Here is a 13380-nt window from a genome sequence, read left to right as displayed (position 1 = left end):
GATGGATAACGTGAAAAAGTGGATTTTAATTGCTGTATTTGCCGGAATGATCGGATGGACTCTTTACGATACGATAGACTGGCAGCCGGATGAAGAAGAAGCCGGGGGAGAAACTGCACAAGAAAACGATCCGCCGCCTGTACCGGAAGATGAAATTGGACTTGGAGAAGGAGAGTACGCTCCTGATTTCACCCTGGAAACATTGGAAGGGGAAGAAGTTTCTCTTTCTGATTTTAGAGGGGAGAAAAAAGTTATGCTCAACTTCTGGGCGACGTGGTGCCCGCCGTGCCGTGCAGAGATGCCGGATATGCAGAATGTTTATGAAGAATACGAAGATGTGGAAATCCTCGCTGTGAACTTGACAGAAACCGAACCGGGAACAGATCAGGTAGCAGAATTCAGAGATGATTTCGGACTTACGTTTCCTATCTTGATGGATCATGATGTGTCTGTTGCCGGAGAGTATGATATTCAGCCGGTACCGACTTCCTATCTGATCAATACAGAAGGGCAGATCGAAAACGTTGCTCTCGGCCCGATGAACGAAGACATGATGATTCAAATTTTCGAGCAGATGGATTAAACTGCAGGTACAACGATTAAAATGGTTAGAGGATGATAATCATGAAACAGCTCGTACTTGTAGTGGAAGACGATGAAATGATCCGGAATTTAATTAAAGCCTACCTGGAAAAAGATAACTATGAAGTACTGACAGCGGCCGACGGGGAGGAGGCTAAACAACTCTTTCAGGCATATGCCCCCTGTCTCGTACTGCTTGATTTAATGCTGCCGAAAATGAGCGGTGAGGAGCTGTGCACATGGATACGTGCGCAGGAACAAAATGAAACGTCGATAATTATGATTACCGCAAAAACGAGCAGTGAACAAAAAATCTCCGGTCTCCGCATGGGGGCGGATGATTATATTACGAAGCCTTTCAGCCCGAATGAATTGATGGCAAGAATTGAAGCGGTTCTCCGGCGCGGGAGCATGTTCTGTCAGCGGGTGGCTCACAACGGGCTGATTATCAGACCCCGCAAAGGAGAAGTGCTTCTCAACAACGAACTCGTTCCAATGACAAAGTATGAGTTCAGTCTTTTGTATTATTTTATGCAGAATCCAGACATCGTTCTGTCACGGGAGCAGCTGATGCATCAGATTCATCCAAATGATGAATCTGTTGTTATGGATCGTACAATTGATGCCCATATAAAAAAATTGAGGGAGAAAATTGAAAAGGTCCCTTCCAATCCTGAACGTATTCAGACTGTAAGAGGGATGGGGTATCGCTTTGTACCGTAAAAAAAGTTCCAGCATGATTTTTCAGCTGACAGCTGTCCATACACTTATTATTGCCGTGCTGCTGTCGATCAGCAGCTATTTTATTTACGTAACTGCCTGCAGTCTTGTTGATCAGCTCCCGGCAGGTGAAGAACAGAGCGGGGCAGTCTTCCGCGAGCAGCTTGCCGTTGTTCTATGGTTTGTTGTTCCTGCCGTAATAGCAGCAGGAGCGTGCTTCCATTATTTTTTCTCAAAAAAAATTACCCGTCCGCTGCAGCAGCTCGGGGTATCTCTTGATGAACTTAAAGCCGGACGCTACGAACAGCCGGAAACAACTGCAGCTTTCAGGGAAATTGAACAGCTCAGCAGCCACGTAAACGAACTTCGAGAACGTCTGCGGGAAAATGAGGAAACACGTGCGCGTATGATGACAGATATGGCACATGAGCTGCGCACGCCGCTTTCGAATGTGAGTGGATATCTTGAAGCCATGAGGGATGGTGTGATTGAAGGAGAACCGGGACTGTATAATTCACTTCATCAGGAATCCCGGAGACTGATTGACATGGTGGAGCAGATTCAGGAGATGAGCCGGTGGAATGAACAGACTTCCAGTCTCCTGGTGGAAAAAGAACAGCTCGATTTGGGGAGAGTTATAGAAGAAACGGCTGGACTGTACCGGCTGAAGTTTGAAAAAGATGAAATTGCCTACTATTCGTCAGCCGCTCCTGGAGAAGTTTTTGTGCATAAAAAAGGCATCCAGCAGGCGTTAATGAACCTTTTGGAAAACGCCTACCAGCATTATGAGGGAACCGGTGCTGTGCATGTAGAAGGGGAGAGCACCGTGAAAGGCTACGAAATCAAGCTCAGCTCCCCGGGTCCGGAGCTCACAGAAGAAGATAGGAAGTGGATGTTTGAAAGGTTTTACCGGGCGGACGCTTCGAGAAACCGAAAAACCGGCGGAAGCGGACTCGGTCTTGCCATCGTTAAAAATATTATCGAAAAGCAGCACTCCGGAACCGTTGACGTAATATCAGAAGGAAACAGGCATGTATTTCGAATATTTCTTCCTGATCTAACGAGCCGGCACGAATATTAAAAACGTCCACACCGCCTCAAAGCGGTGTGGACGTTTTTTTGTATTTAATGGCAGTACTCTACAAATTTTGCGGGATCAAAGATTTCTTCCTTTTCAGAAGCAGGATGGGAGCCGATCAAAAGGAAGAGAGAAGCAGTTAAAAGTATCGTTTTCATCTCTTCACCTCCTGTTTACTCCGATGTGATGCCGTCCAGAATTTCTGTATCGACAAAGCCGTCCAGATCCGGATCGTCATCCATGAATTCCAGTTCATAAGATGCGTCAGCCCAGTCCTGCAGAGCCTCTCCGTGCGTTTCTGTCGTTACTTCCATGCGCGTCCAGGCTTCTTCAAGTACATTTTCCGGAAGGCGGGTCTGCGTCAGGCTGTAAAGCAGATCGTTGACTGTTTCCAGCGTGTCTTCTTCGTTTTCTGCCGTGTAGTCAACGGCCCGTTTGTGAGCGCGGAGGGCGCTTTCCACTTCTTCCGGGTTTTCTTCGAGGAATTCATTCGTTGTGACAACCACCACGCTGGCAAGTTCTTCTCCAAGAAATACATCATTCCATTCCGTTACAACATTGGCATTATGTTCTTCCACGAGAAGTGTTCCCCATGGTTCCGGTGCTGCTGCGGCATCAATCTGCCCCTGTTCAAACATGGAAACCATGCTGGCCGGGTTCACACGGGACTGATGTTCCACTTCGCCTCCAAGACGATTAGTCTCCATGCCTTTATCTTTAAGCATCATTTCCAGCTGAACGTTGTGGGTACAGCCATTTCCCGGGGTGCAGAAAGATTTTCCGGAAAAATCCTCCAATGTTTCAATGCCGGAATCTTCCCGGGAAACGATAAGTGTTGCACCGTTTGCAGCAGCACCAATAACAACAATGTCTCCGCCGGCAAGGTAATAGTTAATGGCAGGGCCGGGGCCTACATACCCCATATCGATGACCCCTGTATCAAGAGCTTCAATAAAATCATTGCCGTTCGGGAAATTCAGGAAGTCCACGTCGGCAGCCATTTCTTCTTCAAAGTAGCCTTTTTCTTTACCTACAATGCCGGCTGCGTGGTCAAGGTTTGGAAAATAACCGATTTCTACAGCGTCACCGCTCCCTGCCGCTCCGGCAGAATCCCCTTCTTCGTCTGAACCACAGGCAGTCAACACCATTGTTCCCAGCAGTAATCCCATCCATTTTTTCATTAATTTTCTCCTCCTTAAGAAGCTGTACTGAGTCCCCAGCGTGAAAGTACGCGGCGCTCAATTTTACTGAAAATAAAGTACTCTACGAGCAGGCCGATAACGGCAATAATAATCATAATGGAAACAACAAGGTCCATATTGTAAAAGTCACGGGCATCCATCAACGTCCGGCCGAGACCTCCGCGTCCGATCAGCTCGGCAGCCATCAGTGCGCGCCACCCGAAGGCCCAGGCAAGCCGGGCACCGGTCAGTACGTTCGGGATGGCTGCGGGAATCATGACCCGCCACACGAGCTCGGACCCTGAGTACCCCATTGTTTTCGCAGCACGCATTAATATCGGCTGCACGTTTTTCATTCCCATACGCATGTTCATTGTCATCGGCCAAGTAGCACCGAGTACGACGACGAAGAGAATGGCTCCGCCGCCCCCCTGAAATAAAATAAGGGCAATTGGCAGCCAGACGATACTTGGAACGGACTGCAGTGCAATAACGAGGGAGCCGAGTGTTTCGTCTGCGAGTTTGGAGACCCCGAGGAGCACACCGAGAAGTCCGCCGATTAATAAAGCAAGAAGGAATCCGATTCCGATTCGTTCCAGACTTTCGAAAAGCGCAACACGGAGAATTCCTGTATCAAATAATCCTATATATAACTGCTGGACAGATCCGAGCGGAGATGGAAACATCTCTGTCGTCTGTGAATATATTCTATATATGATCTCCCATATTGCTATTACTATTATAAAGAAGACCAGCCTTCTTACTGCGGAAATCATCCCCCATCTCCTCTCTCATCACTTTTTCTATCTCTTTTTCAAGGATGCTCATAATTTCATGTTCCAGTGCAGTGAATTCCTCCGATGATGGGTCTCTCGGACGGGCGAGCGGAACATCAAATATTTTCCGAATGCCTCCGGGACGCGTTCCCATCAGTACAATCCGGTCGGAAAGAAGAATGGACTCGCGGATGTTGTGCGTAACAAATAAAATCGTTTTATTCGTTTTCTCCCATATGTACTGTACTTCCTTATGAAGCATCATCCGTGTCTGTTCATCGAGTGCGCCGAACGGCTCGTCCATCAGGAGCACTTCCGGATCCATTGAAAGCGCCCGGGCAATGGAAACCCGCTGTTTCATTCCTCCGGAAAGTTCATGCGGATAGGAATCGAGAAAGCGGCTCAAATGCACGAGTTTTAAATATTCCTCGGCACGTGCGGAGGCTTCCTTTTTCGAATGCTGCTTTTTCAAAGCGAACTCAACGTTCTGCTTTACGTTCATCCACGGCATAAGCGCAGCTTCCTGGAACACCACTCCGCGGTCAGCACCGGGGCCGGTAACCTGAGTGTTATTGATACTGACGCTGCCTTCCGAAGCCGTGTCGAGTCCTGCAACAATATTCAGAAGCGTCGACTTGCCGCACCCGGAAGGACCGAGAAGAGACACAAATTCTCCGGCGTCCACGGAGAGACTGATATCTTCAAAAACGGTAAACGGCTGGGCGTTTTTACCGCCTGGAAATGTTTTTTCAACATGGTCGATAATTACGTGGGACACAGACAGGCACCTCCTTTAATCAATAAAACATATCAACTTAGTCGGTTTTAAGTATGAAGCTAAGTATAGGGATTTTCAGGAAGAGTGTCAATCGGATTCAAAATATTTCCCGAATTTCTTTAAAAATAACAGTTAATCCAGAAACAGTTTGTGTTTAATAACTGAAGGGAGGTAACAAGGAGGGAATAATTCCCCGGACGGCTGCAGCGAAAATGGGGGTTCCTGGCGATAAAGGACGAGCCTCATTCCTTGATTCTACACCGTAAAAAATGCATAAAAGTTCCGGAAGGCCAGGGCCATTTCAGTCAGGAGGAAACTTCACTGGAGAGAAATATCCAGCAAAATCAAAGCGAGCTTCGATTTTGCTGGAGGAACGGATCATAAGCGTTGGAGAAAGTTGGATCATGCTCGAGAAAAGATTCCAGAATAGAAAGAGGTACGGGTTTGCCACAGTAATAGCCCTGAACGTAGTCGCACCCGAGAGCATTCAGCTTCTGCCACTGCAGGCTGGATTCCACACCTTCACCAACGACGATAACATCAAACATATGAGCCACTGTAATCATCTGTTCTACCACTTTTTCCTGTTCTTTATCTTCAAGCATTTTTTTTGTAAAAGACCGGTCCAGCTTCAGCGTATGAAGCGGAAGACTTTGGACAGCATTAAAAGAGGCGTCTCCAGATCCGAAATTTCCTATGGCAGTCCGGAGTCCGGCCTGCTGCAGAGTTTCCAGGGAAGTTTTAGTTTCCTTCAGCGGGAAATGGCCTTCCGTTTCCGTCAGCTCCAGCTCCAGCCGGCCCGGGGAAAGACCGGTCCGCTTCAAAGTATTAAATATAAAAGTAGTCAGCTCTTCCGGATAATAGGCAAAGGAGGCGACGTTGAGAGATAGGCTGAGCGGATATTTATGCTGAAGGGAAGCTGCTGTACGGCATCCTTCTTCGATTACCCACTGATCAATATGTTTGATCAATCCACTTCTGGAAGCTGGAGGAAGAAAATCTGCCGGTGGAATGTAGCCGAGTACTGGATGCTGCCACCGGATGAAGGCTTCGACCGCGCGGAGTTCCATTGTTTCCGAATCAAACTGCGGCTGGTATACAAGGGAAAATTCATTATTTTGAAAAGCTTTAGGAAGATCTTCCACGATCGTTTTTTCGAGCGTCCGTTCGTTTTTAATGCCGGTATGATAAAAAACAGTTGGATGTTTGGCGTACTTTCGTGATTCATAAAGAGCCACTTCCGCAAAATAAAGAAGGTCCTCAATGGAACGGCTGTCGGCAGGAGACCGGCTTACTCCGATACTGACACTTAATTTGACGGGAGTTTTTTCGGAGAAAAACGTTTTGGAAAAGGCTTCCTGAATTTGTGCTCCATGGCCGGCGAGAGTCTCCCGGGAAATATCACGAAAGAAAAGCAGTAGAAATTCTCCTTCCCGCAAAGAAGCAGTAACAGCTTCTCTGCCGGCAGACTGCTTTAAACGCAGAGCAGCATCCTGCAGCACCTGCTCTGCTTCCTCCCGTCCCAATTTTTTTAAAATATCGGGCAGATTTTCGATTTTTATATGATATAAAGCTGCCGGAGCGTTGACCTGATGAAAATAATTTACTAAAAACTCCTTATTAAAGGTTCCGGTAAGGGAATCATGAACGGCCTGATGCTCAAGCATCAGCGACCGGGCAATAACGAGCGCTGCCTGTTTAACATGATCCTGGGCTGCTGTAGAAAATTTCTGCGGCTGGGTGCTGAAAAGATGAAGAAAGCCGCACGGGTTATCTTCAGAGAGAACAATTGGCACGCTCATGGAAGAACGGACTCCGAGCTTTTTCATACATTCGTTCAGTTCCGGATAATGAGAGGTGTCTTCAATGAGGAGCAGTTCCCCCTGCTTTCCGGGGAGAATCTGTTTTATTTCTTCATCTGCTGCAAGGGAAGTGCCGGCCTTTGCTGGACTGTTTCCAGCGGAAGCTGCTATTTTAAGGCTGCTTCCATCATGGCATGTAATCATCGCAGCTTCCGTCCCGGTATGAGGCAGAAGAAGGGGAAGCAGAAATTTTGTGAATTCCTGAAAAGAAGAATAATAAAATAAATCATCGTAAGTAATTTTCATAATGGGTCTCCTCCCGCAAAGTAAAAAAATCACTCGAAGAATTAGCATACATAATATGGTATAATTCAATACAGAGAATAAAAGTCCTGCATATATATGAAATTTATGGTCGGCTTGTTATCAGAATACAGCAATATTTCACTGAAGTGAACTTTTTAGGAAAAAAGTCGCCGGGCTGGAAAGGCAGGAGAATGTATGAAAACGGATAAAATAGTTATGCTTATGCGTGAACAGGACGGCGAGACACTGGCAGTGCTTTATTTAATTAAGAAAAAGTACGATGTTGTAACCGTCACAAGCGTACATGATGCTCTCGCAAAAATTGAAAAAGCAGAAGCGGATATTATCGTTATCGATAACGAGATTGAAGAAAGTGCTTTAAAAGCATGCCGGACGATACGCCGGTTTTCCGAAATACCTATTCTTTTTATAAGCAGCCGTGAAACGGTGGCAGATAAAGTGGAAGCTCTTGAAGCCGGGGGAGACGATTACATAACGAAACCATACGATCTGACGGAATTCGAAGCAAGAATCAAAGTACATCTGCGGCGGAAAAGTAAAAGGGAAGTATCATCCGAGCAGGTGCTGCGGGCGGGAGATCTGGAGATTTATCCGGAAGCTTATCAATTGTTTAAAAACGGCACGGAAATTTCTCTTTATGCTAAAGAATTACAGCTGCTTTTATTTCTGCTTCAGCATAAAGGCCGTGTGTTCAGTGCGGAACAGATTTATGAGCAGATTTGGGGAGCAGAAAAATTCGGGGATGTAAAAACTGTGGCGGTGCATATTCGTAATCTCCGTAAAAAGATAGAAGATGACCCGAGAAATCCTGTTTATATCGAAACCGTGAGAGGATTTGGCTATAAATTTTCACAAAAAATGTAAGGAAAATATTTTTTTAACTTTGTTTTAATATTTGTTTAGTAAAGTGAAAATATGAAAGGAAAGCGCTTGTAATAAAAAGAGTTTTCTGAGAAATACGGGGGCCACGCAACAAGCTGCTAGCAAAAGGCATACCTGCTGAAAGGCAGGGACGCAAAGCCACGGGTCTAAGGGACTGGACACCTATGACAGCCGGGCTGCCTGTGCGGTAAAAAAACTAGCATAGGTGGGATTGGAAATGGAAGAGAGAAGAAATGTTGAAGCTTGGGCGATGTTGATGGTGGAAGCGAAAAAAGCGGGGATGTCACCGGCTGAAGTAAGAGAATTTCTTTTCAGCAGAAAGCCGGACACAGTACACCGCGCTGGAGCAGCAGAAAAAGAGTGCTCCTAAAAGGGGAAGAAGGCCTGATTTCAGTGCGACAGCTGAAGTCAGGCTTTTTTTGTTTATTCAAAAAAATTACATCTTTACGAACGATTTTAATGTGTTATACTTTTTTTATTAGTATGACATATTAAAAAGGGGGCATCCATTATGGTAAGCACATCATCTAAAAAAGTACTTGTCGTTTCCGACTCTATAGGAGAAACAGCAGACCGCATGGTGGGGGCCGCCATGACTCAGTTTAATCTTGACAGCGTGGAAGTGAAACGTTATCCCCACGTGAATTCCAAGGAAAAAGTGAAGCGTCTTGCGGAGGAGGCAGAACAGTCCTCTTCTTTGATTGCTTATACGATAGTGCTTGAACCTCTCAGAGATTATTTAATCGAACTGACGAAGGAAAAACAAATCGAAGCAGTGGATCTGCTGCAGCCGCTTCTTGATTCCATGGGCAGAGCCTTTGGGGCGGAACCGAAAAAAGAGCCGGGGCGGATGCACGAACTGAATGAAGATTATTTCCGCAGAATTGAGGCAGTGGAATTTGCTGTTAAATACGACGATGCACAGGATACATCCGGTATACCGAAAGCGGATCTGGTGCTCATAGGTGTTTCCAGAACTTCCAAAACCCCTTTATCCATGTACCTGGCACACAAACAGTTTAAAGTGGCCAATGTGCCGCTCGTACCGGAAGTCCCACCGCCGGATGAGCTGTTTACAATTTCCAGAGATAAATGTATCGGGCTGATTATCTCACCCGACAAGCTGCACGATATACGCAAAACGAGACTGAAAGCGATGGGGCTCCGGGAAGAAGCTGATTATGCTTCCATGGACCGCATTCTTGAAGAAATTGAATATGCAGAAAATGTAATGAAACGAATTGGATGTCCCGTAATCAACGTTTCGGAAAAAGCCGTGGAAGAAACAGCAAGCTATATTTTGGAAGTGCTAAAAGTCGAAAGGAGTGTTCAGCAGTGAAACAGGCAGTTTACATGTTTGAAGAAGGCAATCAGAACATGCGTGAAATTATTGGGGGCAAAGGAGCCAATCTGGCAGAAATGACGAGAATCGGTCTCCCTGTTCCGGAAGGATTTACAGTGTCCACCGCTGCCTGCCGGGATTACTACGATAATAAGCAGGAACTGTCTGTAAAAGTGAAAAAAGAGCTTTTTTCGGCTCTCGAAAAACTGGAAGCGAAAACAGGCAAAAAACTCGGTACGGTAAATAACCCGCTTTTCGTATCCGTTCGTTCCGGAGCGGTACACTCCATGCCTGGAATGATGGACACAGTCCTTAATCTCGGTATGAATGATGAAACGGTGGAAGGAATGACAAAGTTAACGGGAAACGCCCGGTTCTCCTACGATTCCTACCGCCGGTTCATCCAGATGTTCAGTGATGTCGTGCTCGGGGTGGAAAATTACTTTTTTGAACGCGAGCTGACACGGACCCGTGAAGCAAAAGGGTACACGTCGGACCCGGAAATGACCGCGGAGGACTGGAAAGAACTCATCAGTAAATATAAGGATATCGTCCTTGATCATACCGGTGAATCGTTCCCGGTGGATCCGCACCGCCAGCTGCTGCTGTCTATCGAAGCTGTGTTTGATTCCTGGAATAATGACCGGGCCCGGATTTACCGCCGTCTTAATAAAATACCTCATGACCTTGGAACGGCTGTCACTATTCAGAGCATGGTATTTGGAAATATGGGAGACGATTCGGGAACCGGTGTCGCGTTTACGAGGGACCCTTCCTCCGGTGAATCCTTATTATATGGAGAATACTTAATCAATGCACAGGGAGAAGATGTGGTGGCCGGTACCCGGACGCCGCAGCCGATCGCTGCGTTAAAAGAAGTGATGCCGGACGTCTTTGAACAATTTTCCACGACGTGCCAGCGTCTGGAAAAACACTATGGAGATATGCAGGACATCGAATTTACCGTTGAAAAAGGAAAGCTTTATCTTCTTCAGACGAGAAACGGGAAACGCACAGCCCAGGCAGCGGTGAAAATTGCCGTTGATATGAAAAAGGACGGTGTCCTGTCCAAGGAACAGGCACTCCAGCGCGTGAACCCGGACCAGCTGAATCAGCTGCTGCACCGGCGGATTGACGAAAAATACGTCCGTAACAGTCTTGTAAAAGGCCTTCCTGCTTCCCCGGGAGCTGCTACCGGCAAAGTAGTATTTACGGCAGACGATGCGGAACAGTGTGCAAAAAACGGTGAAAAAGTCATTCTTGTACGTCCGGAAACAACTCCCGACGACATCCACGGTATTATTGCCGCTGAGGCAGTTGTCACAAGCCGGGGAGGCATGACGAGCCACGCTGCAGTAGTAGCCCGCGGCATGGGGAAAGCATGTATCTGCGGATGCGACGGCCTGAAAATCAATCTCGAAGATCGTCAGTTTTCAGTAAACGGAGATACGATCAACTATTTTGATACGATTACTATTGACGGTTCCACCGGAGAAGTGTTTAAGGGAGAAGTCCCTATGATGGAGCCCGAGCTTTCCGGAGAATTCCAGGAACTGCTTACGTGGGCGGATGAAACGCGCCGCATGGGGGTCAGGTCCAATGCAGACAACCCGCATGATGCAGCGAAATCGCGTGATTTTGGAGCGGAAGGAATAGGTCTCTGCCGAACAGAGCATATGTTTATGGATCCGGAGCGGGTGCCGATCGTCCAGGACATGATCCTTGCCGATAATCAAACGGACCGTGAAAAGGCACTTGAAAAGCTTCTGCCGATGCAGCAGGAAGATTTCACAGGTATTTTTACAGAAATGGCCGGACTCCCGGTAACGATCCGTCTGCTGGATCCACCGCTTCATGAGTTTCTTCCGGATAAGGAAGAGCTGCTCGTGGATATTACAACACTTCAGCTTACAACTCCGGAAGCTCCGGAATTAAAGGAAAAGCAGAAGCTTCTCCGAAAGCTCAGGGAGCTGGATGAATTTAATCCGATGCTCGGTCACCGCGGCTGCCGGCTCGGCATGACCCATCCGGAAATTTACGAGATGCAGGCAAAAGCCATTTTTTATGCAGCAGCCCATCTCGCCGGTCAGGGAAATACGGTGAAACCGGAAGTGATGATCCCGCTTGTCGGACATGTCAACGAACTGAAAGCGATGCGGAAGGTTGTGGACGAAGCAGCAGCACTTGTTCAGAAGGAAACCGGCCGGGAAATTACGTATACGGTCGGGACGATGATCGAAGTACCGCGGGCAGCACTCACGGCTGATGAGATTGCCGAAGAAGCAGACTTCTTCTCTTTTGGGACAAACGATCTTACGCAGACAACGTTCGGCTACAGCCGGGACGATGCGGAAAGTAAATTCCTGTCCCGCTACGTTGACACAGAAGTTCTGGAAGCCAATCCATTCATGCAGCTGGACCGGAAAGGTGTCGGTAAACTCGTAGAGTCGGGCGTACAGCTCGGCCGGAAAACAAAGTTACAGCTGAAAACCGGAATCTGCGGTGAGCATGGGGGAGATCCGCATTCCATTCAGTTCTGTGAGCAGCAGGGACTCGATTATGTCAGCTGTTCACCGTTCCGCGTACCGGTTGCAAGACTTGCCGCAGCACAGGCAGCAATTGAGCAGAGAGAAAAAGAAAAAATCAGCGTGTAACCGGCGTTAAATGGAACGAAATTTCAGCGTGAATTAAGTGAAATCAAAAAACCTTCTCCGCCATGCGGAGAGGGCTTTTTTTGGTCGTGCTCCAAAGGAAGGGTTTCTTAACTTGAGGCAGGGGGTAACTTCATAAGAACCCTGCAACAGCTTATTGATCAGCCTAAAAAGTCAGGTTTACGTTAGTACCTAGTAATAGTATCTAGTAAAGGTTATAATAGTTAAAAAGAAGAAAGAAAGCGAGAGGATAGCGATGACAGAGAAGCGGATAGCATGGGTTACAGACAGTACAGCATTTATTACTGAGGAGCTTGCAGCCCACCCGGATGTGTACGTACTGCCTCTTTCGATTACTTTTAACGGAGAAACATTTGAAGATGGGATCGATCTGACAGCGGACGAGCTGTATGAGCGGATCCGTAAAAATAAAGAAATTCCTAAAACGTCGCAGCCGGCGCCGGGGAAATTTGCGGAGCTTTACGACAAGCTGAAAGAAAATTACGATGCCGCTGTATCGATTCATATTTCGAGCGAGCTGAGCGGAACGTATGCAAGTGCTGTACAGGGGGCGGAAATTTCCGGTTTTCCGGTAGAGACAGTGGACTCTCTTTCCATGTCCTACGCGATCACTACGCTGATTCATAAAGGCATGCAGCATGCCGATGAAGGCATAAGCCCGGCTGGAATCAGAGAAATTCTTCAGGAGGAAGCGAAACGGTCGGAAAACTATATTCTGCTCGGAAGTCTCGAACAGTTTTATAAAGGCGGCAGAATGAGCGGAACGCAGTACCTGCTCGGTAACCTTCTTCAGATCAAGCCGATTATCCGTATTACATCCGAAGGGAAGTTTGAGCTGTTTCAAAAAGTACGCTCGGAGAAAAAGGCTCTGCGCCGGATGATAGAACTTCTCCGGGAAGCGAGAGAGCGGGCCACCGTGGAAGAAGTGCAGATAATGCACGGAAATGTCCAGAAAAAAGCAGAAGAAATGAAGGCGCTCGTTACCGCCTCTTTTCCGGATATACGCATCAAAATGGGCACCCTCAGCTCCACGATTGCTGTCCATGCAGGCGAAGGTACCCTTGCACTAATTTGGCACAATGAGGATAAATAATGAGAAAAGCTCTTTCCGGTTTTAAAGTGTACCCTTTGTAAAGGACATTTTTAAAAAGCCTAAGCTACTTCTAGAAGATGATCCCTGTATTGCACAGGGGTCATCTTTTTGCGGTTCCATTGATATCTATGGTGATTATAGTACGTC

The 13380-nt window shown here is 47.1% G+C and carries 13 protein-coding genes and 1 riboswitch; of the genes, 8 read left to right on the top strand and 5 right to left on the bottom strand.

Annotation, left to right across the window (positions count from 1 at the left end; translation table 11 throughout):
* The first annotated feature begins 10 nt into the window (after positions 1 to 10).
* From C6Y45_RS14480 to C6Y45_RS14470, 3 genes are read left to right on the top strand one after another with little or no spacing between them, the layout of a single operon-like run.
* Positions 11 to 583, top strand: a complete 573-nt coding sequence (locus C6Y45_RS14480) for a redoxin domain-containing protein (RefSeq protein ID WP_107585948.1) — start codon at positions 11 to 13, stop codon at positions 581 to 583.
* Between the two features lie 41 nt (positions 584 to 624).
* Positions 625 to 1305: a response regulator transcription factor gene (locus C6Y45_RS14475; protein ID WP_107585947.1), complete on the top strand. Its 681-nt coding sequence runs from the start codon at positions 625 to 627 to the stop codon at positions 1303 to 1305.
* Positions 1295 to 2383, top strand: coding sequence for a sensor histidine kinase (locus C6Y45_RS14470; protein ID WP_107585946.1), 1089 nt, complete (start codon positions 1295 to 1297; stop codon positions 2381 to 2383). Before C6Y45_RS14475 ends, C6Y45_RS14470 begins: the two co-directional genes overlap by 11 nt.
* A gap of 170 nt (positions 2384 to 2553) precedes the next feature.
* Here the strand turns inward: C6Y45_RS14470 and C6Y45_RS14465 are convergent, their stop codons facing one another.
* The 4 genes from C6Y45_RS14465 to C6Y45_RS14450 form a co-directional block, all read right to left on the bottom strand.
* On the bottom strand, positions 2554 to 3561 hold the full coding sequence (locus tag C6Y45_RS14465) for an aliphatic sulfonate ABC transporter substrate-binding protein (protein ID WP_107585945.1): 1008 nt from the start codon (positions 3559 to 3561) through the stop codon (positions 2554 to 2556).
* Positions 3562 to 3575: 14 nt separating this feature from the next.
* Positions 3576 to 4337 carry an ABC transporter permease gene (locus tag C6Y45_RS14460; RefSeq protein ID WP_107585944.1) on the bottom strand — a complete coding sequence of 254 codons (762 nt, stop codon included), beginning with the start codon at positions 4335 to 4337 and terminating at the stop codon, positions 3576 to 3578.
* Entirely contained in the window at positions 4270 to 5115 is an 846-nt protein-coding gene (locus tag C6Y45_RS14455; protein ID WP_107585943.1) for an ABC transporter ATP-binding protein, read from the bottom strand. The genes C6Y45_RS14460 and C6Y45_RS14455 overlap by 68 nt, the downstream gene beginning before the upstream one ends.
* 344 nt (positions 5116 to 5459) lie before the next feature.
* Positions 5460 to 7223 carry a sensor domain-containing phosphodiesterase gene (locus C6Y45_RS14450; RefSeq protein WP_160058420.1) on the bottom strand — a complete coding sequence of 588 codons (1764 nt, stop codon included), beginning with the start codon at positions 7221 to 7223 and terminating at the stop codon, positions 5460 to 5462.
* 195 nt (positions 7224 to 7418) lie between these two features.
* Between C6Y45_RS14450 and C6Y45_RS14445 the strand changes: the two genes are divergently transcribed.
* The 5 genes from C6Y45_RS14445 (at position 7419) to C6Y45_RS14425 (ending at position 13233) form a co-directional block, all read left to right on the top strand.
* A complete protein-coding gene (locus C6Y45_RS14445; protein WP_107585941.1) occupies positions 7419 to 8108 on the top strand; it encodes a response regulator transcription factor in 690 nt (229 codons plus the stop codon).
* A gap of 115 nt (positions 8109 to 8223) precedes the next feature.
* A riboswitch (cyclic di-GMP riboswitch) is annotated at positions 8224 to 8310 on the top strand.
* Positions 8311 to 8343: 33 nt separating this feature from the next.
* Complete coding sequence (sinI, locus tag C6Y45_RS14440) at positions 8344 to 8496, top strand: DNA-binding anti-repressor SinI (RefSeq protein WP_107585940.1); 153 nt, start codon at positions 8344 to 8346, stop codon at positions 8494 to 8496.
* Positions 8497 to 8637: 141 nt separating this feature from the next.
* Positions 8638 to 9465 carry a pyruvate, water dikinase regulatory protein gene (locus C6Y45_RS14435; RefSeq protein ID WP_107585939.1) on the top strand — a complete coding sequence of 276 codons (828 nt, stop codon included), beginning with the start codon at positions 8638 to 8640 and terminating at the stop codon, positions 9463 to 9465.
* Positions 9462 to 12122: a pyruvate, phosphate dikinase gene (ppdK, locus tag C6Y45_RS14430; RefSeq protein WP_107585938.1), complete on the top strand. Its 2661-nt coding sequence runs from the start codon at positions 9462 to 9464 to the stop codon at positions 12120 to 12122. Before C6Y45_RS14435 ends, ppdK begins: the two co-directional genes overlap by 4 nt.
* 253 nt (positions 12123 to 12375) lie before the next feature.
* Positions 12376 to 13233 carry a DegV family protein gene (locus tag C6Y45_RS14425; RefSeq protein ID WP_107585937.1) on the top strand — a complete coding sequence of 286 codons (858 nt, stop codon included), beginning with the start codon at positions 12376 to 12378 and terminating at the stop codon, positions 13231 to 13233.
* 59 nt (positions 13234 to 13292) lie between these two features.
* Here the strand turns inward: C6Y45_RS14425 and C6Y45_RS14420 are convergent.
* A partial coding sequence (locus C6Y45_RS14420; protein WP_146159189.1) for an IS3 family transposase occupies positions 13293 to 13380 on the bottom strand: 88 nt, incomplete at its 5' end.

Origin of the sequence: Alkalicoccus saliphilus (genome assembly GCF_003044065.1) — a bacterium.
Classification (GTDB): Bacteria; Bacillota; Bacilli; order Bacillales; family Salisediminibacteriaceae; genus Alkalicoccus; species Alkalicoccus saliphilus.
The sequence above is the reverse complement of the archived record's forward strand: the minus strand, read 5'-3'. Positions and strand labels throughout refer to the sequence as shown.

Bases quoted from the DNA above. Each gene is read 5' to 3' on its own strand.
- C6Y45_RS14450 (WP_160058420.1), bottom strand. From the start codon at position 7,223: ATGAAAATTACTTACGATGATTTATTTTATTATTCTTCTTTTCAGGAA.
- sinI (WP_107585940.1), top strand. From the start codon at position 8,344: ATGGAAGAGAGAAGAAATGTTGAAGCTTGGGCGATGTTGATGGTGGAA.
- C6Y45_RS14435 (WP_107585939.1), top strand. From the start codon at position 8,638: ATGGTAAGCACATCATCTAAAAAAGTACTTGTCGTTTCCGACTCTATA.
- C6Y45_RS14425 (WP_107585937.1), top strand. From the start codon at position 12,376: ATGACAGAGAAGCGGATAGCATGGGTTACAGACAGTACAGCATTTATT.
- C6Y45_RS14460 (WP_107585944.1), bottom strand. From the start codon at position 4,337: ATGATTTCCGCAGTAAGAAGGCTGGTCTTCTTTATAATAGTAATAGCA.
- C6Y45_RS14445 (WP_107585941.1), top strand. From the start codon at position 7,419: ATGAAAACGGATAAAATAGTTATGCTTATGCGTGAACAGGACGGCGAG.
- C6Y45_RS14475 (WP_107585947.1), top strand. From the start codon at position 625: ATGAAACAGCTCGTACTTGTAGTGGAAGACGATGAAATGATCCGGAAT.
- C6Y45_RS14465 (WP_107585945.1), bottom strand. From the start codon at position 3,561: ATGAAAAAATGGATGGGATTACTGCTGGGAACAATGGTGTTGACTGCC.